Below are 25135 nucleotides of genomic sequence, written 5' to 3' on the forward strand. Positions count from 1 at the left end.
CGCCTCCTTTATTTACATTAAATTTATATCTTCTTAAAATTTAACATGTATAATTATTACCTAATATACCCTCATTATAAATAATTATATAGAAATGTCAATATTAACTACAGTTAATTATTAATAGAAAGCTCTAATTTAAAGTAATTATTTCGCTTATAATAAATTTATTGCATTTTCTCTACATACTTTTAAATTCTTTTCATCCCAGACACTTGATTGAACTTCTCCAATATGGGCTTTATTTAAAAAGAACATACAAATTCTTGATTGTCCAATTCCACCACCAACTGTAAATGGTAGTTCATCATTTAATAGCATCTTATGAAATTCAAACTCTCTTCTAAAATCATTATCTGAAACTCTTAATTGGTAATCTAGTGACTCTTTATCAACTCTAATTCCCATAGATGAAAGCTCAAAAGCTCTATTTAGTAATGGATACCAGAATAATATATCTCCATTTAAATTCCAATCGTCATAGTCTGGACTTCTTCCATCATGCTTTTCACCTGATTTTAACTTATCCCCTATCTTCATTAAGAAAACAGCCTTATGCTTTTTACATATAGCATCTTCTCTTTCTTTACTTGTTAAATCTGGATATAAATCTTCAAGTTCTTGAGTTGTAATAAAGAAAATTTCTTCTGGAAGGTCTATCTCTTTCCCCATACCTTCACTTTTAACAAAAGCTTCAGTTTTCTTAAATACTCCATATATAGTACTAACTATTTCCTTAAGTTTTTCTTCTGTTCTTTCTTCTTTAGTTATAATTTTTTCCCAATCCCATTGGTCAACATATACAGAATGAAGGTTGTCTAATTCTTCATCTCTTCTAATTGCATTCATATCTGTATATAGTCCTTCTCCTACATTAAATCCATATCTATATAAACTTAATCTCTTCCATTTAGCTAACGAATGAACTATTTCTACATCACTGCCTGTTGCTAATATATCAAATTTAACTGGTCTCTCAACTCCATTTAAACTATCATTTACTCCACTGCTGGATTCAACAAATAAAGGTGCAGAAACTCTAGTTAAACTTAATGCCTCAGCTAATGCTCTTTCAAAAAAATCCTTAATTTTTTTAATATGAATTTCAGTTTCAATTAATGTTGAGCTACTTTTGTAGTCTTCTGGTACAATTATTCCATCGATTTTCATAAAAAAATCCCCCTTTAATTTTTGATTAGCTTTTTAATAAAATTTTTTATAAATATACGTATATTTAAACTCTTTAAAGAATTATTAACTTTTTTAGACAAAATAAAAAAACCTTCACCCCTATAAAAGGATGAAAGTTACATTCCATGTTGCCACCTTAATTCGCTATTACTTCACAATAATAACCTTATCAAGTACGTAAGTAAAACTTAGATACTCTATCACTATAACGGGTGCGCCCGATTACCGCCTACTAGTTGTTATCTTTGGGGGTATAGCTCAGAGATGTTATTCAAACTAACTTTCTTATTTTACTTTCAGCCAAGGTAAAACTCTCTTTAAAGATGCATTAATTCTACTTCTTCTCATCATAGCATTTAAAATTTCTTTTTCTATATATTATCATCTAAAAAACAAATTGTAAATAGTTTTTTAAAATTATTTTACGAAAGTATTAATAGTCTTAATTAATTCTTTTAAGGTTTCTTGTTCTTCTGTTCCCTCTTCAATATTTAAGCAATTTTTTGCATAATATTCTATAGTCAATCCACCTGCCCTATTTATCGCTGATCTAATGGCAGAAATCTGAACTAATATATCTGAACAGCAAACGTTTTTCTCAAGCATCCCTTGAATTCCTTTTACTTGACCTTCAATTCTTTTAAGTCTATTTATAATATCTTTTCGTAGCTTTTCATTTTCCTCTTCCATCTTTATACCTCCAACTCAATATACCTCTATAGGGTATCTTTATTCTATCATTTATTAGCTTATCTTTCAATTGATTAAAATATATTTATTATATAATTTTCAAAAAATTTTTATATTTTATTAACTTAATTCATTTATAGAGTGATTCTTAGCTTCAGGTGGAGTTTTCTTAGAAAGTAGTATTTTTCACTAAAAAACATAAGTCATCAAAATATAGATTAATTATTAAAACATAGATTTAAACAATTCTAACTTATTTAAAAACAAAATGTTATAATAAATATATGGTAAATATAATATTTCTATAAAATACTTAGAATTTCTTATGGAGGAATTATGAATAATATACTAGAAACTTTTAATAAACAAAAAGATTTCTTTAATGCTAATACAACTAAAGATTTAGACTTTAGAATAAATGCACTAAAAAAATTAAAAAATATAATTAAATCTTCCGAAAATGATATCTTAGATGCTCTTAATAAAGATTTAAGGAAATCAGATTTTGAGGGCTTTACAACAGAAATAGGTCTTGTTTATGAAGAGATAAATTTGCATATAAAAAAATTGAAAAAGTGGTCTAAAAAAGAAAAAGTTAAATCTTCTATAGCATACTTTCCTGCTAGAAGCTATATTTATAAAGAACCTTATGGTGTAACTCTTATCATTGGACCATTTAATTATCCTTTTCAACTAGTAATATCGCCTCTTATTGGAGCTATATCTGCTGGTAACTGTGCTATTATTAAACCTTCAGAAAACAGTCCAAATACTGCTAAAATATTAGAAGATTTAATAAATAAAAATTTTAAAGAAGATTATATTAAAGTAGTTGATCCTTTAGGGGGAAAAGAAACTGTTTCTTATTTATTAGATTTGAAATTTGATTATATCTTCTTTACTGGAAGTGTTAAAGTAGGAAAAATAATTATGGAAAAGGCAGCTAAAAACTTAACGCCAGTAACCTTAGAACTTGGTGGTAAAAGTCCTTGTATAATAGATGAAACTGCAAATATAGAGCTATCTGCTAAAAGAATTATATGGGGAAAATTAATTAATTCAGGTCAAACCTGCGTGGCTCCTGATTATATTTTAGTAGAAAAATCAATTAAAAATTCTTTAATAGAATCCTTAAAGAAAGAAATTCAAGCTCAATTTTCAACGGATATTGAAAATAATAGTGATTATCCTAGAATTGTAAATATTGAAGCATTAAATAGACTAAAAGGTTACTTAAAGGATGGAAATGTATCCTTTGGTGGAAGATATAATGATGATGATCTTTATTTTGAACCAACTATCCTAACTGATATCAAAGAAGATAGTAAAATTATGGAGGATGAAATATTTGGACCAATTTTACCAATAATTGAATACTCATCTATAGAAGAAGCAATTAACTTTGTTAAATCTAAAGAAAAACCACTTGCATTATATTATTTTTCTGAAGATAAACTTAGGATAAAAACTATTCTTAACTCTTTATCCTTTGGTGGTGGTTGTATAAATGATACTATAATCCATGTAGCTTCTTCTTATCTACCTTTTGGAGGAGTTAATTCTAGTGGCCTTGGAGCTTATCATGGAAAAGCTAGCTTCGATACTTTTTCCCATAAAAAGTCAATTATTAAAAGAGGTACTTTTATAGAATTTCCCATTAGGTTTGCTCCATATAAAAATAAGATATCTTTAGCAAGAAAGTTATTTAAATAAAACTAATCTATTTATTTGAAAGCTTGTATAAGCTTTAGTATTATATAAGTATACTACATAAATTTAAGGAGGATATATGAGAAATTTTAATTACAAAAATCAAACTGAAATTATATTCGGAAAAGACACAGAATCTAAAGTTGGTACTGAAGTAAAAAAATATGCTAACAAAGTATTACTTCATTACGGTGGAGGTAGCATTAAATTTACTGGTTTATATGATAAAATAGTAAATTCACTAAAAAATGAAAATATAGAAATAGTTGAACTTGGAGGGGTTAAACCTAATCCTAGAGTATCCTTAGTAAGAGAAGGTATAGAAATTTGCAGAAAAAATAATATTGATTTTATTCTAGCTGTTGGTGGTGGAAGTGTAATAGATTCTGCTAAAGCTATTGCTGCTGGTGTAAATTATAATGGTGATGTTTGGGATTTATTTATAGGAACTGATATTAACCATACTTGCTTAAAGCTTGCTACTGTATTAACTATTCCTGCTGCAGGTAGTGAAACAAGTTCTGGATGTGTTATAACTAATGAAGATGGACTTTATAAAAGAAGTACAGGCCATCCAACATTAAGACCTATTTTTTCTATACTTAACCCAGAGCTTACTTATACTCTTCCAAAATATCAAACATCTTGTGGTATAGCTGATATGATAGCCCACATTTTGGAAAGATATTTTACAAACGAAAAATATGTTGACTTAACTGATAGATTATGTGAAGCAACATTAAAAACTATTATGGAAAATGCTTTAAGATTAAATAACAATCCTAATGACTATAATGCAAGAGCAGAAATTATGTTATCTGGAATGGTAGCTCATAATGACTGGTTAGGTATTGGTAGACTTGGTGATTGGGCTACCCATGATATAGAACATGAATTAAGTGGTATTTATGATATTGCTCATGGCGCTGGTCTTTCTATAATCTTCCCTGCATGGATGAAATATGTATATAAGCATGATTTAAATAGATTTGCTCAATTTGCAAATAGAGTTTTTGATATAGATATTAACTTAAATAATCTTGAAGAAACTGCCCTTAAAGGCATAGAAGCTTTAGAAAACTTCTTTACTAAAATTGAACTTCCAACTAGATTAAGTCATGCAAATATTAATGATGATCATATAGAAGAAATGTCTAAAAAATTAGTTGCTCATTATGACCATGTTGGAAACTTTGTAGAAATTAGAGAAAAAGAAGCATTAGAAATATTTAAACTTGCTTTATAATATAAAAAGTGAAGGGTTAACCTTCACTTTTTATATTATCATTATGTTTTTCAATTACATAACTACTTCTATTTTTCAAGTAATATACCTTATAAGATACTACTGCAATAAAGATAAATAATAATATAATTAATGCATATAGCTTGAACACTTCTTCCGGTAAAACTTTAATTATTGGATCAGTTCTCTCATCAAAAATCCAGTAATCATTATTGAAAAATATTTTATGAAACGCCGTAAATGCCTTTGAAAAATCTATATAAATACTTAATAATAATGTAGTCAAAAATACTATTAATGTATTTGCTCCATAATTTAATAACTTATATAATTTAACATTCTTACCAATTTTCTTATTAATATAAATATATAATATTGATAATACTATAATTATAAATAATATTAGATAAATGCTTAAAAATATCTTTTTAACTTCATAAAAATGAAATTCACCATTTACACTCATAGGAAAATTTTCAAATCTTAAATCCTTAATTAATGGATTTTGAAGATAATAAATTAAATTATAATAATCATTAAGCAAACTGCTTTTAGATAAATTTACAATAGTATTTAAATTATATTTATCTATTAAATAGCTATATATTATAGTTAAGTTTAAGGCTGCTATAACGCTGATGCCTATAGTCAAAGTAGCTAGAATTATCCCTATTATAGCTTTTTTAAAAAAATGTAAAATCTTATTCATCTCATCCCTCATATCTAGTTTAATATGAAAATTATAGCATAAATATTATAATTTATTAACTAATTATTAAATCTATATTTTCTTTATACTGAGGATGTTCTTTATTATTATATAAAATTGCATTTTTAGGGCATACATTAACACATCTACAACACATTATACAATTATCTCTAAACTTAATCATTTCACCGATATTTTCAATATTCATAGTAGGACAAGAATTTACACATATATTACATTTATCACAGTCATCATTTACTGAAAACTTATCTGAGTTTTTATAAAGGTCTTTAGTTAAAAACTTGTTAATATTTTTATAAAAAATAGCTTGCAAGTTACTAATCTCTTCTTTAACAATATTCTCAGTTAAAAAGTTTACTACTAACTCTTTTATCTCTATTAAAGTTTTCTCGTAAACATCTCTAATATCTTTTCTTGTATTCTTTTCATAACTTTTACTTATAGTAAAACTATTTGGCATTTGAAAGTTTTTTGTAGTTATAACCTTATAATTTTTTTCCCCTAAAACTTTTTCAAGTTCAATAAAATTCGTCACACTCTTATCTCTTCCAGTAGAAAATATCATAGTTTTTATTTCATTATTTGAACACTTTAAGTTATCTCTAATATAATCAAAAAATATTTTAGGCATATCATAAAAATACTTAGGAAACCCTATTACTAAAAAATCATAAGAATTAAAGTCTAAAGAAATTTTATCTTCTATAGAATAAACCTCTAATTCACATCCATTTTTTATAAATTCTTCATATATCTTATTTACTATATACTTGGTATTACCACTTCCACTAAAATATAAAATAATCCCTTTCAAAACAAAGTCCCCCCTATTATTAAATAATATTTTTCAGATTTACACCAAACCCTATTTTACATTATATAATAATTGTAATATTTTGGGAATTATTTTAGTATTTCATTTTTCCTCTTATTTTCTATAAATCTACCATAATATTCGATTTTTCTTTATATCTCCAAAAAAGAACAGCTGATACTAACACTATTCCACAAATAAATGTATATTGCATAAATAATGGATTAGATATACTACCAAAAAGAATAATTAATGAACCAACAGTAGCCAATATAGGGTTGATTTTTCCCTTCCATAACCCCTTAACCTCATTATTCATGCCCATCTTAAATACCTTAACATACAATAATATGTACATAACATAATTTATCGTAATAGATATTTCCGAAATATCACTATTTGGAAGTAAACTATATTTTTGTGTTATAAAATGTATTAATAAACATACTACTGATATTATAAAGGAAACTATTGCAGAATTAACTGGCATTCCTAATTTATCATCAATGATCTTTATTTTTTCCGACTTAGGGAACATTCCTCTTAAAGCTAAAGAATAAGGAAGTCTAATATGTCCCATAACCAATCCATTTACAGTACCTAGTATTGATACTACTACAAAAGTAAGAACCATCTTTGCACCCCATGGTCCAAATAAAGTATTAGCAGCTAAATCAACATGCGCATCTCCTAATGCCATAACCTTTTCAGGTCCAATTAGTACACTAATTCCTATAAAGTATAAAACATAAATAGCTAGTATAAATAATGGTGCAACTACTAAGGCTTTAGGTAAATTTCTTTTAGAATCTCTAATTTCATGTCCTATGGATGTAGCAATTATCCAACCATCAAAAGAAAACGCTATAGGTGCTATAGCAGCTATCCATGTTGCAGATTTCATATGTACAATTTCATTCATCGATACTGATTTGGGATCACCAAAGAAAATACCAGCAATAGCTATTAAAATTAGTGGTATTATCTTAATAACTGTAGATAAATTTTGAAAATATCCCCCAAGCCTTGCAGAAAGAATATTTAATATGTAAAAAATAATAATTGCTCCAAATCCAATAGATGTATGAAGAGTTAGTCCACCATCTATACCAAAAAGCATACAGATATATATTCCTGAAACCCAAGATACAACTGCAATTAAACTTGGGTAATATAAAAATGTGTGAAACCACCCAAAAGCACAGGCAACTGAAGAATTATATGAATTTTCAGCATAAGTTATTATGCCTCCTGCTTTACAATCTCTAGATGCTAATTCTGAAATAGTTAAACTTCCAAAAATTATACCTACTGCGGCTATACAAAAAACTATAACCCCTAAGCTTATACTTCCATTAGTAGCAATAAGTATATTATCACTCTTGAAAAATATACCAGAACCTATTACAATTCCTACTATCATTCCTATGGCTGTAAATAAACCATATTCATTTTTTTTCATAATTTTCACCTCTTTTGTAATGTCTAAAATTAAAATGCCAAATTTCTATGTACACTATATCATATATGGAGTAAAATAAGAATAAAAAATTATTATAATTAAAACTATGTTCAAACATTCATTAATATAATAATTAAAAGGTATTAGGATAATTAAATTAAATTTATTTATTTGGAGATTATTATGAAAATTTATTTGATTTACTACTTAATTTTTATTAATATTATATCTTTTTTAACTATGTTTATAGATAAAAAAAAGGCTATAAAAAGAAAATGGAGAATAAAAGAAAGTACCTTGTTTTTGCTTTCTTTTATAGGGGGTAGTCTTGGTGTAATATTAGGGATATATTCTTTTAGGCATAAAACTAAACATATAAAATTCACTTTAGGAATTCCTTTAATTCTTATAGTACAAGTTTTATTATTTATCTTTATTAAATATTAGGAGGATTTATGTTTATAGAAGTAAATAATATAAAGTTATATTATGAAAAAGTAGGAAGTGGATATCCACTTATTTTACTCCATGGTAATGGAGAAAGTCATGATATTTTTGATATCACAGTTAATATATTAAAAGAATACTTTACTGTTTATACTATTGATACTAGAGGACATGGTAACAGCTCTCCCGTTTCAGAATTACATTATAATGAAATGGCTGAAGATATTTATAGCTTTATCCATAAACTTGAATTAGACAAGCCATTCCTATATGGCTTTAGTGATGGTGGTATTATTGGACTTCTACTCTCTATAAAATATCCTAATCTTTTATCCAGTTTAATCATTAGTGGTGTCAATACAAATCCAAATGGATTGCAGAAAAAGTGGCTTATACTTTTTAAGATAATATATAAATTTAAGAAAACAAAAGAATATAAATTAATGTTAGAAGAGCCTAATATAACTATAGATATGTTGCGCAAAATTACTGTACCTACATACATTACTGTTGGTAGTAAGGATGTAATTAGAGAAAACCATACAAATCTTATACATAATAATATACCTAATAGCCAATTGAAAATTTTTAATAACGAAGATCATGGTAGCTATATTATAAATAGCGATAAGATTGCAAAGTACCTATTAGAAATATTAATTATGAAACATCAAAAAAAGTAGATTCATATATTATAATCTACTTTTCTATTTAAGTTAATTTAATTGACTTAATTAAATATCTTTCATATCTTATTAAATTAATTATACTTCCTTTTTAACAAATAAATTTGAGGTAATAAAATATGATGCTAATACTACTGTAAAAACTATAAGGGCAATTAATATAATTACTATATTGCTGCTTATATCAATTTGTGGTAATAAGTTTACTAGCTCAGTTGAAAATACCATTGGAAATACTGTTAAAAATACTAATGCAATTCTCGCCTTTTCAAACCCAAGTAATAGTTCTAGGGGAATTAATAAAGTCATCATAAATATGCCTATTCCAGCTAATATTAACATTAAAGCCCATAATGGAAAAGTTTCTTCACTACTAATTATATTAAAATTCGTCATAATAAAGTATAGTACAGCCGATATCCCCATAGATATTAAAGTATTTATAGCTACAAAAATATATTTAGATACAATATATTCACTAATCTTAATAGGTAGAGAATACACTAAATAATTTACTTTGCTTTTTTCTTCATAAAAAGCGGAATTATAACAAGTAGCCATTATAAATAGTGAACCAGCAAAAGAAAGCATATTAGGTTGCATAATAACCATAAAAACAGCTATTCCTATTATTAAAGCCATATATTTTTTTAATGCAAATACAGTTTCAAACTGTAACAATATTAAGTTAATAATCTTTTTCATATTACTTCCTCCCTGTATAGTAGAGCATAATATCTTCTAAGTTTGCTCTTTCATAAATAACTTCTTTACCAAATACATCAAAGGCTTTTTCCTTATTATCTGTAAGTCCTTCAAAGTTATATCCTGTAGATTTTACTGATATCAATGCATTCTTTGTATCTTCATCTAATAGCTCATTTTTACCCTTTACAATTGAATGAGTCTCTAATATATAATCTTTTTCCCCCTGAAGTATTACTTGTCCTTTATATATAAAAATTATATAATCAGCACACTTTTCTAAATCACTAGTTATATGAGTAGAATAAAATACTGTATTTTCATCCTCTTCCATCTGCTCTTGTAAAACTTCTAAAAACTCATTCCTAACTACTGGATCTAAATTTGCTGTAGGCTCATCCATTATTAAAACTTTAGGTTTTGTAGCTAAGGCCATAGTAAGTTCGAATTGTTTCTTTTTACCCTTAGATAACTTTCCGTAAACTAATGATTCATCTAAGCCAAATTTTTCTGTAAGTTTTTTATATAAAGTTTCATCCCATTTTGTATAGAATCTTGAAACTGTCTTTTTTATATTTTTAAGTTTACTTTCTTCTAAAAAACCACAAGTATCACCTACAAAAGCTAATGTTTCTTTAATATCTGTATTAGTTTTAATATCTTCTCCTAATACTAATATTTCACCTTTATCTGCTTTTACCATATTCATGATAGCCTTAATAGTAGTTGTTTTTCCTGATCCATTAGGTCCTATAAATCCTGTAATAAAACCTTTTTTTACTATTAGCTCTTTAATATCTAGTTTAAATTTATTGTAGCTCTTTTCTAATTCTTTAATTTCAATAGCTTCCATTTCTATACCTCCTCATATAAGCTCTTAACAATATCAATAGTTTCTTCTAAAGTTAATCCTATTGCTTTTGCAGAAATAATTGCTTCTTCTAACTTATTCTCTATTTCATACATAGCAACTTCTCTTAACCTTTCATTATTAGCTTCAGCAACGAAAGTTCCCTTTCCTACTACTGTTTTTATAAAGCCTTCTTTTTCTAATTCCTCATAAGCTCTTTTAGTAGTTATTATACTTACTTTTAATTCCTTAGCTAAAGTTCTAATAGAGGGCAGAGGCTCTCCAGGTTTTAATAACATATTTACTATTTGATTCTTTATTTGACTTTCTATTTGTTCATATAATGGCACTTGTGAAGAATTACTAATTATAATATTCAACTTTTCACCTCCAAGTGTATACCAAGTGTATATATACTCTATATACATATATTATTACACATACACACTCCTGTCAATATTTATATAAAAAAAGTATGCAAGCTTTTGATTCCTTATCTTTTCTCTAAGTCATCAGAAACTTACATACTCTCCTTCAAATATCTTTATTCTTATTATTGTATTTTTAGTAATTCAGAACAGATTACTTCCTAAATTCTTCATTTTAGATTACAAATTAATAAATTCTCATAAATTACAAAATATTAATTTCTTATAAATTAATAATAAATATTTATAATAAAAAAGGCTACCCTAAGGTAGCCTCCAAGATTAATCTTCTTTTCTATTTATTGATATTCCTAAATCTTCAAGTTGATTTTCATCTACTATATTAGGAGCTTCACTTAAATAACAATAAGCATTTTGATTTTTAGGGAATGCAATAACATCCTTAATATTTTCAGTTCCAGCTAAGAACATTATCATTCTATCTAAACCAAAAGCTAATCCGCCATGTGGTGGTGGTCCAAACTTAAAGGCATCTATTAAGAATCCAAATCTTTCTTGAGCTGATTCTTCAGTAAATCCTAAAGCCTTAAACATTCTTTGCTGAAGCTTAGAATCATGAATTCTTATAGATCCTCCACCTAGTTCTTCTCCATTTAATACTAAATCATAAGCCTTTGATCTAACTTCTCCTGGATTAGATTCTATCATATCTAAATCTTCATCCATTGGTGATGTAAATGGATGGTGAGCTGCATGATATCTTCCTTCCTCTTCGTTATATTCAAATAGAGGGAATTCTGTAATCCAAGTAAAGTTAAATTCATTTTTATCCTTAATTAAATCAAATTGCTTAGCTAGCTCTAATCTTAAAGCTCCAAGACTTTGGAAAACTACTGAATTCTTATCTGCAACTATAAATATAGCATCTCCAACTTCAGCATTCATAGTCTTAATAATTGAATTAGTAACATCATCAGTTAAGAATTTAGCTATTGAAGATTTAACTCCATCTTCTTTAATTTGAATCCAAGCAAGCCCCTTAGCCTTATATGTTTTAACGAATTCACCTAATTTGTCTATTGGTTTTCTTCCTAATGATGCTCCACCCTTTAAGCATAATGCTCTTACAGATCCACCATTTTCTATAGCTGATTTAAATACTACAAAATCCATATCCTTTACGTCTTCAGTAATATTAGTTATTTCCATTCCAAATCTTAAGTCTGGCTTATCTGAACCGTATTTTTCCATAGCATCTTTAAATGTCATTCTCTTTATAGGAAGCTTAACATCTACTCCTGCTACTTCTTTAAATACATGAGCTACTAAGCCTTCATTCATCTTTATTACATCTTCTTCTTCAACAAAACTCATTTCTAAGTCGATTTGAGTAAATTCTGGTTGTCTATTAGCTCTTAAGTCTTCATCTCTAAAACACTTAGCAATTTGATAATATCTATCAAATCCTGATACCATTAATAATTGCTTAAAGATTTGAGGTGATTGTGGAAGTGCATAGAACATTCCTGGATAATTTCTTGAAGGTACAAGGTAATCTCTTGCTCCTTCTGGAGTACTCTTAGTTAAAATTGGAGTTTCTACTTCTAAGAAATTATTTGCATCTAAATAATCACGAACAGATTTAGATACTTTACTTCTGATCATGAATATTCTTTGCATATCAGGTCTTCTAAGATCTAAATATCTATATTTTAATCTTATATTTTCTGCTGCATCTAATCCTTCTTTAATATATATTGGAGGAGTATCTGATTCAGAAAGAATCTTTAATTCTTCACACTTAAGCTCAACAAGTCCTGTTGGCATATTATGATTTGGAGCTTCTCTTAAAACAACTTCTCCAGTTACAGCAATACAATACTCTGGTCTTACGTCCTTAGCCTTTTCAAAAGCTATAGCATTAATTTCTTCACCAAATACTATTTGCATTATGCCTGTTCTATCTCTTAGGTCTATAAATTGTAGACCTCCTAATTTTCTATTTCTTTGTACCCATCCCATTAATGTGATTTTTTGAGAAACATTACTTTCCCTAACTTCTCCACACATAAGGGTTCTCTTTAATCCACCTAAAGCTTCACCCATTTTTCTTCCTCCTAACTATTTAAAACACTTTCTATTTCATCTATATTGTTTAAATTAACTTCAAATTGTTCTCCATCACTCATTCTCTTAAGCTTTAAAACATTATTTTGAAGTTCATCATCACCTAAAATTGTAGTAAAGACAGCACCAATTTTATTAGCATATTTCATTTCTGCCTTTATGCTTCTACCCATATGGTTTACTTCAGCTTTAACATCTTTTGCTCTTAATTTATTAGCAAGAACGAAGGCTGCTGTCTTAGCATCTTCTCCTCTAGCACCAATGTAAAGCTCTATAGTATCTTCCCTTGGAATTTCAATTTCTTCTTTTTCTAGAGTCATTATAAGTCTTTCGAGTCCCATTCCAAATCCAACAGCTGGCATTTCAGGTCCACCAATTTCTTCAATTAGCTTATCATATCTACCGCCACCACAAACTGTAAAATCATCGTTTAGGATTTCAAAAATAGTCTTTGTATAATAATCTAATCCTCTTACTATGCCTGGATCAATAGTATATTTAATATCTAATGCATCAAGATATCTCTTTACTTCTGTAAAGTGAGTATCACATTCCTCACAAATATAATCAAGGATAATAGGAGCACTTTTAGTTATTTCCTTGCAAGATTTTTCTTTACAATCTAAAATTCTCATTGGATTTTTTTCAAATCTAGTTTTACAAATACCGCAAAGATTATCATAATTATCTTGTAAATATTTCTTTAATGCTTCATTATACTTTGGTCTACACTTAGGACATCCTAAATTATTTATGTTTAAACTTAAACTCTTTAAACCAAGTCTTTTTAAAGCTTCCATAGCTAAAGAAATTACTTCAGCATCCATTGATGGTTCTTTAGAACCAAATACTTCTATACCATATTGATGGAATTGTCTAAGTCTTCCTTTTTGAACATTTTCATATCTGAAACATGGAATCATATAATATAGCTTAGTAGGTTGAGCTTCATTAAATAATCTATTTTCAATAAAAGCTCTAACAGTAGGTGCAGTACCTTCTGGTTTTAATGTTATACTTCTATCACCTTTATCATTAAAAGTATACATTTCCTTTTGAACTATATCAGTAGTCTCCCCAACACCTCTTAAAAATAATTCAGTGTGTTCAAATATTGGTGTTCTAATTTCTCTTACTCCAAATGCCTTTGAAACTTTTCTTAAAGTTTCCTCAACATAATGCCATTTATAAGCATCTTGAGGCAGCATATCCTTCGTACCCTTAGGTGCTTGGATTTCCATAATATCTCCTCCTATTTAAGGTAAAGTGTATCTAAAAGTTTTTTCTTTTCCTCTACCATTTCCTTAATTCTATTTGCATATTCTTTTATGTCTTTTACGTTTCCAAATCTCTCAATTCTATTATCTTCTAAAAAGACTACCTTAGATACTGCGTCAGCACCTAAAGCTATAATAGTTTGCTTATCTTCTATCATTTCAATATTATATAAACATTCTTTACCTTCTTTAGAATAACCCAAATTCTCCATATTTCCAACCATATTTTTTTGTCTATACATATAATATGGTTTTATACCTAAACTTTCAGCTAGTTTTCTGCTTATTTCATACATAGAAGATAACTCTTCTTGCTTCTTTATTTGTATTCCCTTTTTAAGAATAAAGTTTTCATATAAAATTGAAGCTCTCTTTAATGATAATCCATGAACTGTAAGACTATCTGGTTTTAGCTTTAATAATTCTTCAGCTGTGTATTCAGCTTCTTTTATTCCTTCACCAGGAAGTCCTATTATCATATCCATATTAATATCATCAAAACCTAGCTCTCTAGCTAAATTAAACTTTTCAATTACATCCTCTGATGAATGACCTCTTCCTATCATTTTTAAGGTTTTATCATTCATAGTTTGAGGATTAATACTTATTCTAGTAGTATTATACTTTTTCATAGTCTGAAGCTTTTCAATAGTAATACTATCAGGTCTTCCACACTCCACAGTAAACTCATAAAGGTCTCTATTATTAACAAAAGCATTATAAATCTCTTTCATAATAGCTTCGAACTCTTCATTATTTACTGCAGTAGGCGTCCCCCCACCAAAGTATACACTTTCTATCTTTAATCCTCTTTCATCAACATATTTTTTCATTTCTCTTATTTCATATGTTAAGGCTTCTAAATAAGGATTAACTAACTTTTTGCTAGCTCCTATTGGATTTGCTGTAAAGGAGCAATAGAAACATCTAGTAGGACAAAATGCCATTCCTATATAAATAGCAATATTCTTCTCATCCTTATTTACAAATTCTTTTTCCTTCTTTGCTACTTCAATACAAAGCTTTGCTTTTTCTTCAGAAGCTAAATGTCTATTTTGAAAAATTTCTATTATTTCTTCTTCACTTTTTCCTTCTTCCAGATATTTTAAGGCAATTTTAGAAGGTCTTATTCCTACTAATATACCCCATGGATAATAATCATTAGTAATATCTTTAAGTGATGAAAAAATAAGCCTCTTTATATCTTCTTTAATATTTTCACCTAAAGAAGCTTCATTAAAGTAATCTCCATATGAAAAATTAATTTTATCTTCTTCAATATTTACTATAAATTCTCCATTATCTTCAAATTTAATTTCTTCTAAAGGATAGTAAATATTAAACATTTGATAAACATCATATCTATATTTTAAATTGTTTAATTTTATAGTTACCTTCATTTATTCTCCCTTTATGCTAAGAATGGATTTCTCATTCTTTCATAAATAATAGTAGATTTAGGTCCATGACCTGGATAAACAACAGTATCCTTATCTAATATCATTAATTTATTTTCTATACTTTCTATAAGCTCATTATAGCTTCCACCTAAAAAGTCAGTTCTTCCAATAGAGCCATTAAATAAAGTATCACCAGTAAATACACTATCAGCTACTATAAAACAAGTACCACCTTTACTATGTCCTGGTGTAAATGTAACTTTAAAAGTTAAATCTCCAACTTTAATTTCTTGACCCTCTTCAAGATACTTATATATCTTTGGAAGCTTTCCAAAAATACCAGTGTTATCACTCTCCATAAACTCTTCTTCAGCTTTATTTAAATATACATCTACATTATATTTTTCTTTAAGCTCAGCAACTGCACCATTATGATCAAAATGGCAGTGAGTTAGTAATATTACATCTATTTCAATTCCTAAATTCTCAATTTCCTTAATTAAGTAACTTGCTTGTGCTCCTGGATCAATTATTGCTGCTTTATTAGTCTTTTCATCTATTGCTAAGTAGCAATTAGTTTGAAGTGACCCAAGAGGATAAGTTTTAACTATCATAATAACCCTCCTAACTAAAACTTCTTTTTACTATCTAATATAAGTGTCACAGGCCCATCATTTTGTATATCAACCTTCATATGAGCCCCAAACTCTCCTGTTTCTACCTTTATATTGTTTTCTTTTAATAGGTCTATAAATCTCACGTACAACGCCTTAGCCTTATCTCCGCCCTCTGCTTCCATAAAGTTTGGCCTTCTACCTTTTCTACAATCTCCATATAAAGTGAATTGAGAAATAGCTAATATTTCTCCTTTTACATCTAAAAGAGAAAGATTCATCTTATCATTTTCATCTTCAAAAATTCTAAGGTTAATAATCTTATCTCTTAAATAAAGTAAATCTTCTTCTGTATCTTCCTTAGAAATTCCTATTAATATATTAAGACCTTTTCCAATTTCACCTATTACTGTATCATCTACAACTACCTTAGATGAAGTTACTCTTTGAACTACTGCCCTCATTTAATACCTCTCTAGTTATTCATTCTATATACATCCATTACGCCTTTTAATCTTCTTATTTTTCTCATAAGTTCTTTTAATTGCTCAATGGAATCTATCTTAACTCTAATAGTAACCATAGCAGTATTAGCCTTAGAGGATTTAGCATTAAGCGCATTTAATGGTAGCTTAGATTCCGAAATAACATTCATAATATCAGTAAGAATTCCAATTCTATCATCAGCCTTAACTTGAACTTCTGCAACATAAGCAGCACCCTTAGATAATCCCCAAGAAACATCTACTACTTTACTTGGATCATAATTAATTAATGATTTTAAATTACTACAATCATTTCTATGAACAGAAACTCCTCTACCTTTAGTTATATATCCTTGTATATCATCTCCTGGTACTGGATTACAACACCTAGCAAACCTAACCATTATGTTATTTACACCTTTAACAGTAACGCCATAAGAGTTTCTACTAGTATTTCCATTTCCCTTATCAAATTTATTATATTGCTCTTCTATAGGTTTATTTAAAGTTTCTTGACTTTGTTTATCTATAATATTTTCTTCTTTTAATTTAGAGATAAATGCTGAAGCAGAAAGTTGGCCAATTCCAATTACCGCATATAAATCTTCAGTGTTATGAATATTATACCTCTTTATAGCTCTTTCATATACTTCACCTTTTGCTATTTCAGCATAGATTACGCCTTGCTTCTTTAACTCTTTTTCAAAAGTTTCCTTACCTTTATCTATATTCTCTTCTTTTTTAATCTTTTTAAACCATTGTCTTATCTTACTTTTCGCTTGATTACTCTTCGCAATATTAAGCCAATCTATATTTGGGCCTTTAGCATTTTTAGAAGTTAGTACTTCAGCTATTTCCCCAGTTTTTAATTTATAGTCTAAAGGTACTATCTTACCATTTACTTTAGCCCCTACACATCTATTCCCTATATCTGTATGAATTCTATAAGCAAAATCAATAGGTGTTGCTCCACTTGGTAAATTAATTACAACACCTTTTGGAGTAAATACAAATATTTCATCTACAAATAAATCTATTTTAAATCCTTCTATAAATTCCTCAGCATCTGATGTTTCTTTTTGCCATTCTAGCATATCCCTAAGCCATGCAAGCTTATTTTCAAAGGAATTTTCTTTTTCTTCTTGATTTTCTCCCTCTTTATACTTCCAATGAGCAGCTATACCATATTCAGCTGTCTTATGCATTTCGAAGGTTCTAATTTGAATCTCAAAAGTCTTACCTTGTGGTCCTATTACAGTTGTATGAAGAGACTGATACATGTTAGGTTTTGGCATTGCTATGTAGTCTTTAAATCTTCCCGGAATAGGTTTATAAATGGTATGAACTATTCCTAAAACCCCATAGCAATCTTTTACCGTATTAACTAAGATTCTTATAGCTGTTAAGTCAAAAATTTGTTCTATACTTTTATTTTTATTAACCATCTTTTTATAGATACTATAAAAATGCTTTGGTCTGCCGTCTATATCTGAATCAATTTCAGATTCCTCAAGCTTTTTACTTAAATCCTCTTTAATTTCAGCAATATAAGTTTCTCTTTCAACTCTCTTTTCAGCTATTTCCTTAACTAAATCATAATATTCCTCTTCATGTAAATATCTAAAAGCTAAGTCTTCTAGTTCCCATTTAATTTTAGAGATACCTAATCTATGTGCTAAAGGTGCATAAATATCTAAAGTTTCTTTAGCTTTTTGCTTTTGTTTTGCCTTTGGCATAAACTTTAAAGTTCTTAAGTTATGAAGTCTATCTGCAAGCTTTATTATGATAACCCTTATATCTTTAGCCATTGCTAAAAGCATTTTCCTTACATTATCAGCTTGCTGTTCTTCTTTAGTCTTATATTCAATCTTACCTAATTTCGTTACACCTTGCACTAAATTTGCAATTTCTTCATTAAAGGAATTTTTAATATCTTCATATGTATATTCAGTATCCTCAATAACATCATGTAAAAGACCTGCAACTATTGTACTAGTATCCATACCCATTTCAGCTAATATTGATGCAACATCAACAGGATGAGTTACATAAGGCTCACCCGACTCTCTTTTTTGCTCTTTATGGGCATCACAAGCTAAATCATATGCTCGCTTTACCATATCTTTATCTATATTATGGCAATTTTCATTAATTTTCTGCATTAAGTCTTCATACATATGGATAATCTCCTTTGATTTAGTCTAAAATAATTGGCTGGTTTTAACAACCAGCCATTTTTTCTTATATTATATACTAATTAATTTAAATTTTCAATAATATATATGTTTCAATAAACAGTCTACATTTTAAGTGCTAATATTATTTCAAGTAAAAAGTAACTTCAATGATAAATCACATCAATTGAAAGCATGAATCTTTTAATTTTTATATAAGTTGATTGTATATTCACATAAATTAAATATTTCTCATATAAAACATGCTTTTATAAAATATATAAACTTTATGGAAAGCTTATATATTAAAACTCATAATCAACTAAGGACATTACTTCATATCCTTCAAGCTTACTTCTTCCATTAAGCCCTGTAAGTTCTATTGCAAAATCTAAAGTAACAACTTCTCCACCAGCTAATTCTACAAGCTTAGCTACTGCTTCAATTGTTCCTCCAGTTGCCAGTAAATCATCTACTATAGCAACTCTTTGACCTTTTTTAATTGCATCCTTATGTATTTGTAGTGTATCACTACCATACTCTAAATCATAAGTCACAGAAACAGTTTCACCTGGTAATTTACCTGGTTTTCTTACTGGAACAAATCCAATTCCCATTGCATAAGCAACAGGTACTCCATAAATAAATCCTCTGGCTTCTGGTCCTACTATTAAATCAATATTTTTATCTTTTAAATGCTCAACTATTTTATCTATAGAATATTTTAATGCTTCTCCGTCACCAATAACTGTTGTAATATCTTTAAAACTTATACCTTCTTTAGGAAAACCTTCAATCACTCTAATTTTTTCTTTTAGATTCATAATAATTCCTCCATTATTAAAAAATTATAAACTATATAAGTACCTATTATTATTTTACAATAATAAATTAAATAATTATATAGTCATATTAGATTTATTCAAATATTTAGTTATTTGTACAGCTCTATCTTTTTTATTAGTAGTTAATAGCTCTATTATTATTCGAGCATTATCCATTTTCCTAACAGCATTAATAGTTGGTGTAATAAGTTCTATAATTTTTAATATGCACTCATCATCCATCTCAACTATATTATAATAATTCATTATAGCTCTTAATCCATAATTATTAGTATTAATTAGGAATTTTCTACCTTCTTTTAGTATGACCCCATTTTCCCCTTTTAAAGGTACTTCTGCCCATTGCTCTCCTATTAATATTAAATCTAAATACTTATTAATGCTTTTTATATTATAATAAATTGCTATGGCTTGCATTAATTTAAAGGTTAACCCGCTAATAGATAAATTTTTATATCTATACTGGCACCCTTTTTGATTCGGATTTATGTAAATATAATTTCTTCCATTATTATCTTCTTTATTTTCCAATACTATCAAATCTATCCCAAGATCCCTACAAAGCTTTTCTTCTTCTTCTGAGCTTAAATCAATTCCTAATGTAATTAAAAGCTGACCTCCTAGAAAGCTAACATTATTTTTTATACTTTCAGAAGTAATTCCAGAACCTGAATCCTCTTCATGAATAACGTACTCTATATCTGCATTTAAATATTTTAAAACTAAATGTAGTGATGATATAGCACACAATCCATCAACATTTGATACACCGTAAATAACTATTTTATTTCTGTTATTTACTGCTTCTACCACATGTTCAATTGCTTTGTTCATATTTTTAAGTATAAAGGGATTATATCCAGTAATATAATTTGGACTATAAATACTCTCCCAAAACTTACGCATTATAAACTCCTCCATAAAACTTAAGAAAACACATATATTATAATGTATAATCGCAAATATTACAAATGTTTTCTTGTAAAAAAATAATAAACCCCCAAAATAATTTGGAGGTTTATACAACATTTTATAATATTATGCTAATTCAGCTTTTGATTTCTTGTTTTTGTTAGCTTTTCTATCTTTTAATATTACCCAAGTAGGAGCTGCTATAAATATAGATGAGTATGCTCCTGCAGCTATACCTATAATTAATGGGAAAGTAAATTCTCTAACTGTAGGTACAAAAATATTAACAGCTATTATTGTAACTAAAGTAGTCAATGTTGTATTAATAGATCTTGACATTGTTTGAGTTAAACTCTTATTAGCAAGTTCTGTGGAAGAAACTCTCCTCATATTCTTAGAGTTTTCTCTAATTCTATCAAAAATTACTATAGTATCATTAATTGAATAACCTACTATTGTTAAAACTGCTGCAATAAATGGTGTATTTACAGGAATATTAAAAATAGCAAACACACTAACTGTTATTAATAAATCATGAACTAATGCAATTATAGCTGCAATACCATAATTAAGTTCAAATCTTATAGCTATATAAACTAACATAGCAGCACAAGCTACAAATAAAGCTAAAATAGAATTTCTAGTTAATTCTTTACCTACTGAAGCACCTATTTCTTCTTGAGATAATAGGTCATCATCTTCTAAATTATATTTTTCTTGAAGCCCTTTGAAAACAGCAGATACCTTAGAACTATCAAAGTCTGTAGCCTTAATTTCATATTGATTTCCCTCAGCCTCATTAGTTACGGCGCCTGGTACAATTTCTTTAACAATTTCATCTGCTTCTGGCTTATTAAATCCTTCATTATATTGAATTACTATCTTAGTCCCGCCTGAGAAATCTATACCAAAGTTTAAACCTTTAGTAAAAGTAAATCCTAATCCTATAACAATTATTATTATTGATAAGGCGAACCATAGCTTAGTTTTTTCTACTATCTTAAGCATTATTTTCACCTCTCTTAACTCTAAATTGTCCAAGACTCTTTAAAAGTCCTATTTCAACAGCTAAATTAATTAGTGTTTTAGTAACTATTAATGCCGTAAATAAACTTAATACTATACCTATCATAAGAGTTACAGCAAACCCTTTTACTGAACCAGATCCTATAAAGTAAAGTATTAATGCAGCAATAAATGTAGTTGAATTTGAGTCTACAATTGAAGACATAGCATTTTCAAATCCTGCTTTAACTGCACTTTTAATAGATATTCCTCTAGAAAGTTCCTCTCTTATTCTTTCAAAAATAAGAATGTTTGCATCAACAGCCATACCAATAGTTAATAATAAAGCTGCTATGCCAGGTAGAGTTAATGTTACTTTCATTTCAGCAAACAATAATAAAACTAATGAAATATATAGAGTTAATGCAATACTAGCAAATATTCCTGGTACTCTATAATATATAATCATAAAAACAAATATAAGTCCTACACCTATTGCCCCTGCTTTTAAAGCATTAGGCAGAGCTTCTGCTCCAAGTTGAGCACCAACATTCTTAACTGAAGCTGCCTCAACAGTTACTGGTAATGCACCAGAACTTATTACTCCTGCAAGCTTCTTCGCTTCATCCATTGAAGACATACCATTAATCACTGCTTTTCCATCAGTAATTGCATTTTGAACTACTGGAGAAGATACAGCTTCACCATCCATATATATACCTATACTTTTTCCTATGTTTTTTGCTGTAACATCAGCAAATTTTGATTGACCATCTTCATTTAACTCTAGTGAAACAACTGGTCTTGATGTATCATCTAATATAGCTGTTGCTTCTTTAACATCTTTTCCAGTTAAAACTACGTTACCCTCTGAATCTTTAAACTCTAAGTTTCCAGTCTTAGTAAGTCCATCAACTATTTCACTTGAATTAAATGCTCCAGGGATATCTATCCTAATTCTTTTGTCACCTTCAACAGTTACTACTGTTTCTGCAACCCCTATTTTATTTACTCTAAGTTCTAATAATTGCTTTGTTCTTTCTAACACATCAGACGAAACATCTTCGTCAACGATTTCCATCAAAACTGAAACTCCACCTTGAAGGTCAAGTCCCTTTGTAATTCCCTCATCAAAAGACTTTACTCTCCAACCTGCAACTTCTAAACCTTTAAACCCAATAAAGGCAAAGGAAATTATAATTACAACTGAAAGTAATAATAACACTGAGCTTTTGCTTTTACTTCTCCTCTTCATGGTTTTCCCCCTCTAGTACATTTTCATTTAAATTATATATCTTATGTTAAGCAATATCAACTACTTTTAGTATTTTATGTAATTCAAATATACTTTACACATAAAAAATACCTTAATATGTAAATAAAGTAAGAGAAAATATATCTCTTACTTTAATAATTTAATTATAGGTTTATTCCAAGCATTCCTGATAGAAGTCCAATTAATATGCATAATGCAAACTTCATAAAATCATAAATAGTTAGTGTAGCTTCAGCTCCAAAAATAATGCCAATTAAATATAAGACTATGTAAAACATGCAACCTACAGCTAATCCAACTACCCACCCCTTGCTTCCATAGTTTTTCACTGCAAAAACAGATCCTACTACAAGAGATAAAGCTGTTATTACTACATAAATAATATTCAGGACATTTTCTTCTATAGGTAATTTATTCATCACTAATGAAAATATAATAGTAGCAATAAATGTAATTACCAAGGCACATAAAAGACCTCTAAAAATACTTTTGAAATAGTTTACCCACTCCATAGAAATCACCCCCTAGTACTAATCTATGATAGCCTAGGGGGCTTTATTCTTATTCTTCTACTTTATTTACCTTAGTAGCTATACCACTTTTTGAAATTTTAAGTTTAGTTCTTTCAGCACTTGACTCAATAACTACATAGTCATCTTCAACGATAACAACTCTTCCCATTATTCCGCCTCTAGTAATTATTTCATCATTTTTTTCTATAGCAGAAATCATTTCATTATATTTTTTTGTTCTCTTCTTTTCTGGTAGTATTAATAAGAAATACATAAGACCGAACATTAATGCAAATGGTAACACTAATGATAATATTGCTTCCATTTAATTCATTCCCTTCATTATAACTTTTGTTTATATATTTTGATAATAAAAACTATAACTTAATAATATAGTACTGTCAATTATATTAACAGATATTTAATACTTTAAGCTCTACCATTCCATTCTTTTAGCTTTTCTTCTTTAAACTCTTTAAAGTATCCTCCATCAATTGCATTTCTGATATCTTCCATAAGTTTATTATAGAAATAAAGGTTATGAAGAACACAAAGTCTCATTGCAAGCATTTCCTTAGCCTTAAATAAATGTCTGATATAAGCCCTTGTATAACTCTTGCAAGCTGGACACTGACAACCTTCATCTATTGGTCTAGTATCAAGTTCAAACTTAGCATTCATTAAATTAATCTTTCCATCCCTCGTAAATACATGACCATGTCTACCATTTCTAGCTGGAAGTACACAATCAAAGAAGTCAACACCTCTGTCTACAGCTTCTAATATATTACTTGGAAGTCCAACTCCCATTAGGTAAATAGGTTTATCTTCAGGTAAATGAGGAACTACAGCATCTATAACTCTATACATTTCTTCATGAGTTTCCCCTACAGCAAGACCTCCAATAGCATATCCATCTAAGTCCATTTTAGTTATAGTTTTAGCATGCTCTATTCTAATATCTTCATAACAACCACCTTGGTTAATACCAAAAAGCATTTGTTCTTTATTTATAGTTTCAGGCAGAGAATTTAACCTATCCATTTCTACCTTACATCTTTCAAGCCATCTAGTAGTTCTTGCTACAGATTTCTCAACATAATCTCTAGTTGAAGGGTTTGGAATACATTCATCAAAAGCCATGGCTATAGTTGAAGCTAAGTTACTTTGTATTTGCATTGATTCTTCTGGTCCCATAAAGATCTTTTTACCATCTATATGAGAAGAGAAATAAACACCTTCTTCTTTTATTTTTCTCATTCCAGATAGAGAAAATACTTGGAATCCGCCTGAATCTGTAAGAATTGGTCTATCCCAGTTCATAAATTTATGTAATCCTCCAAGCTCAGCAACTACCTTGTCTGAAGGTCTTAAATGTAAATGATAAGTATTAGAAAGCTCTACTTGACATCCTATTTCCTTCAAATCCATTGTAGAAACAGCACCCTTAATAACTGCTAATGTTCCTACATTCATAAATACTGGCGTTTCTATAGTTCCATGAGGAGTTTCAAACCTACCTCTTCTGGCCTTGCCATCCTTCTTTAATAAAGTATATCTTTTTTTACTCAAAATTTCACTTCCTCTT

At 28.3% G+C, this 25135-nt stretch carries 25 protein-coding genes and 1 other annotated feature; of the genes, 4 read left to right on the forward strand and 21 right to left on the reverse strand.

All coding sequences use genetic code 11. The features are described from left to right. Positions 1 to 156: 156 nt before the first annotated feature. Positions 157 to 1170 (reverse strand): aspartate--ammonia ligase, encoded by a 1014-nt coding sequence (gene asnA / locus E5347_RS06580; RefSeq protein ID WP_136005673.1) that lies wholly within the window; start codon positions 1168 to 1170, stop codon positions 157 to 159. Between the two features lie 123 nt (positions 1171 to 1293). Then, positions 1294 to 1551 (reverse strand) — a binding site (T-box leader). Between the two features lie 57 nt (positions 1552 to 1608). Then, positions 1609 to 1881 (reverse strand): metal-sensitive transcriptional regulator, encoded by a 273-nt coding sequence (locus E5347_RS06585; protein ID WP_136005675.1) that lies wholly within the window; start codon positions 1879 to 1881, stop codon positions 1609 to 1611. A gap of 336 nt (positions 1882 to 2217) precedes the next feature. Between E5347_RS06585 and E5347_RS06590 the strand changes: the two genes are divergently transcribed. After that, positions 2218 to 3594 carry an aldehyde dehydrogenase gene (locus E5347_RS06590; protein ID WP_136005677.1) on the forward strand — a complete coding sequence of 459 codons (1377 nt, stop codon included), beginning with the start codon at positions 2218 to 2220 and terminating at the stop codon, positions 3592 to 3594. Positions 3595 to 3670: 76 nt separating this feature from the next. Beyond that, positions 3671 to 4837, forward strand: coding sequence for an iron-containing alcohol dehydrogenase (locus tag E5347_RS06595; RefSeq protein ID WP_136005678.1), 1167 nt, complete (start codon positions 3671 to 3673; stop codon positions 4835 to 4837). Between the two features lie 16 nt (positions 4838 to 4853). Here the strand turns inward: E5347_RS06595 and E5347_RS06600 are convergent, their stop codons facing one another. The 3 genes from E5347_RS06600 to E5347_RS06610 form a co-directional block, all read right to left on the reverse strand. Further along, the gene (locus E5347_RS06600; protein WP_136005680.1) at positions 4854 to 5546 is read right to left on the reverse strand and encodes a TIGR01906 family membrane protein; all 693 of its coding nucleotides are present in this window, start codon (positions 5544 to 5546) and stop codon (positions 4854 to 4856) included. A 55-nt stretch (positions 5547 to 5601) separates the two neighbouring features. After that, the gene (locus E5347_RS06605) at positions 5602 to 6381 is read right to left on the reverse strand and encodes an EFR1 family ferrodoxin (RefSeq protein ID WP_136005682.1); all 780 of its coding nucleotides are present in this window, start codon (positions 6379 to 6381) and stop codon (positions 5602 to 5604) included. A 121-nt stretch (positions 6382 to 6502) separates the two neighbouring features. Next, positions 6503 to 7843: an APC family permease gene (locus E5347_RS06610; RefSeq protein ID WP_136005683.1), complete on the reverse strand. Its 1341-nt coding sequence runs from the start codon at positions 7841 to 7843 to the stop codon at positions 6503 to 6505. 183 nt (positions 7844 to 8026) lie between these two features. Here E5347_RS06610 and E5347_RS06615 point away from each other — a divergent pair, with 183 nt between their 5' ends. Continuing rightward, positions 8027 to 8290, forward strand: coding sequence for a DUF1294 domain-containing protein (locus tag E5347_RS06615; protein ID WP_136005684.1), 264 nt, complete (start codon positions 8027 to 8029; stop codon positions 8288 to 8290). Positions 8291 to 8298: 8 nt separating this feature from the next. Then, positions 8299 to 8973, forward strand: coding sequence for an alpha/beta fold hydrolase (locus tag E5347_RS06620; protein ID WP_136005686.1), 675 nt, complete (start codon positions 8299 to 8301; stop codon positions 8971 to 8973). Between the two features lie 81 nt (positions 8974 to 9054). Here E5347_RS06620 and E5347_RS06625 read toward each other — a convergent pair whose 3' ends face one another. From E5347_RS06625 to tgt, 16 genes are all read right to left on the reverse strand, one after another. Continuing rightward, the gene (locus E5347_RS06625) at positions 9055 to 9681 is read right to left on the reverse strand and encodes an ABC-2 transporter permease (RefSeq protein WP_136005688.1); all 627 of its coding nucleotides are present in this window, start codon (positions 9679 to 9681) and stop codon (positions 9055 to 9057) included. Between the two features lies 1 nt (position 9682). After that, positions 9683 to 10534: an ABC transporter ATP-binding protein gene (locus tag E5347_RS06630; protein ID WP_136005691.1), complete on the reverse strand. Its 852-nt coding sequence runs from the start codon at positions 10532 to 10534 to the stop codon at positions 9683 to 9685. Between the two features lie 2 nt (positions 10535 to 10536). After that, complete coding sequence (locus tag E5347_RS06635) at positions 10537 to 10911, reverse strand: GntR family transcriptional regulator (protein WP_136005692.1); 375 nt, start codon at positions 10909 to 10911, stop codon at positions 10537 to 10539. Positions 10912 to 11241: 330 nt separating this feature from the next. Beyond that, a complete protein-coding gene (gene aspS / locus E5347_RS06640; RefSeq protein WP_136005693.1) occupies positions 11242 to 13026 on the reverse strand; it encodes an aspartate--tRNA ligase in 1785 nt (594 codons plus the stop codon). An 11-nt stretch (positions 13027 to 13037) separates the two neighbouring features. Then, positions 13038 to 14288 (reverse strand): histidine--tRNA ligase, encoded by a 1251-nt coding sequence (gene hisS, locus E5347_RS06645; protein ID WP_136005695.1) that lies wholly within the window; start codon positions 14286 to 14288, stop codon positions 13038 to 13040. A gap of 11 nt (positions 14289 to 14299) precedes the next feature. Then, complete coding sequence (locus tag E5347_RS06650) at positions 14300 to 15724, reverse strand: coproporphyrinogen III oxidase (protein ID WP_136005696.1); 1425 nt, start codon at positions 15722 to 15724, stop codon at positions 14300 to 14302. A gap of 11 nt (positions 15725 to 15735) precedes the next feature. Further along, entirely contained in the window at positions 15736 to 16338 is a 603-nt protein-coding gene (locus E5347_RS06655; protein ID WP_136005698.1) for an MBL fold metallo-hydrolase, read from the reverse strand. Positions 16339 to 16352: 14 nt separating this feature from the next. After that, on the reverse strand, positions 16353 to 16802 hold the full coding sequence (gene dtd, locus E5347_RS06660) for a D-aminoacyl-tRNA deacylase (RefSeq protein WP_136005700.1): 450 nt from the start codon (positions 16800 to 16802) through the stop codon (positions 16353 to 16355). 11 nt (positions 16803 to 16813) lie between these two features. Continuing rightward, entirely contained in the window at positions 16814 to 19000 is a 2187-nt protein-coding gene (locus tag E5347_RS06665) for a RelA/SpoT family protein (RefSeq protein WP_136005702.1), read from the reverse strand. 302 nt (positions 19001 to 19302) lie between these two features. Next, complete coding sequence (locus E5347_RS06670) at positions 19303 to 19821, reverse strand: adenine phosphoribosyltransferase (protein WP_136005703.1); 519 nt, start codon at positions 19819 to 19821, stop codon at positions 19303 to 19305. Positions 19822 to 19896: 75 nt separating this feature from the next. After that, complete coding sequence (locus tag E5347_RS06675; RefSeq protein ID WP_136005705.1) at positions 19897 to 20748, reverse strand: DHH family phosphoesterase; 852 nt, start codon at positions 20746 to 20748, stop codon at positions 19897 to 19899. A gap of 132 nt (positions 20749 to 20880) precedes the next feature. Further along, positions 20881 to 21762, reverse strand: a complete 882-nt coding sequence (gene secF / locus E5347_RS06680) for a protein translocase subunit SecF (RefSeq protein WP_136005707.1) — start codon at positions 21760 to 21762, stop codon at positions 20881 to 20883. Beyond that, positions 21755 to 23014, reverse strand: coding sequence for a protein translocase subunit SecD (gene secD / locus E5347_RS06685; RefSeq protein ID WP_136005708.1), 1260 nt, complete (start codon positions 23012 to 23014; stop codon positions 21755 to 21757). The genes secF and secD overlap by 8 nt, the downstream gene beginning before the upstream one ends. A 164-nt stretch (positions 23015 to 23178) precedes the next feature. Then, the gene (locus E5347_RS06690; protein WP_136005710.1) at positions 23179 to 23547 is read right to left on the reverse strand and encodes a TIGR04086 family membrane protein; all 369 of its coding nucleotides are present in this window, start codon (positions 23545 to 23547) and stop codon (positions 23179 to 23181) included. 49 nt (positions 23548 to 23596) lie between these two features. Continuing rightward, the gene (yajC, locus tag E5347_RS06695) at positions 23597 to 23872 is read right to left on the reverse strand and encodes a preprotein translocase subunit YajC (RefSeq protein ID WP_136005711.1); all 276 of its coding nucleotides are present in this window, start codon (positions 23870 to 23872) and stop codon (positions 23597 to 23599) included. Positions 23873 to 23976: 104 nt separating this feature from the next. Further along, complete coding sequence (tgt, locus tag E5347_RS06700; RefSeq protein WP_136005713.1) at positions 23977 to 25119, reverse strand: tRNA guanosine(34) transglycosylase Tgt; 1143 nt, start codon at positions 25117 to 25119, stop codon at positions 23977 to 23979. Positions 25120 to 25135: the final 16 nt, after the last annotated feature.

The sequence above is a fragment of the Clostridium sartagoforme genome, from assembly GCF_004794105.1.
Classification (GTDB): Bacteria; Bacillota; Clostridia; order Clostridiales; family Clostridiaceae; genus Clostridium; species Clostridium sartagoforme_B.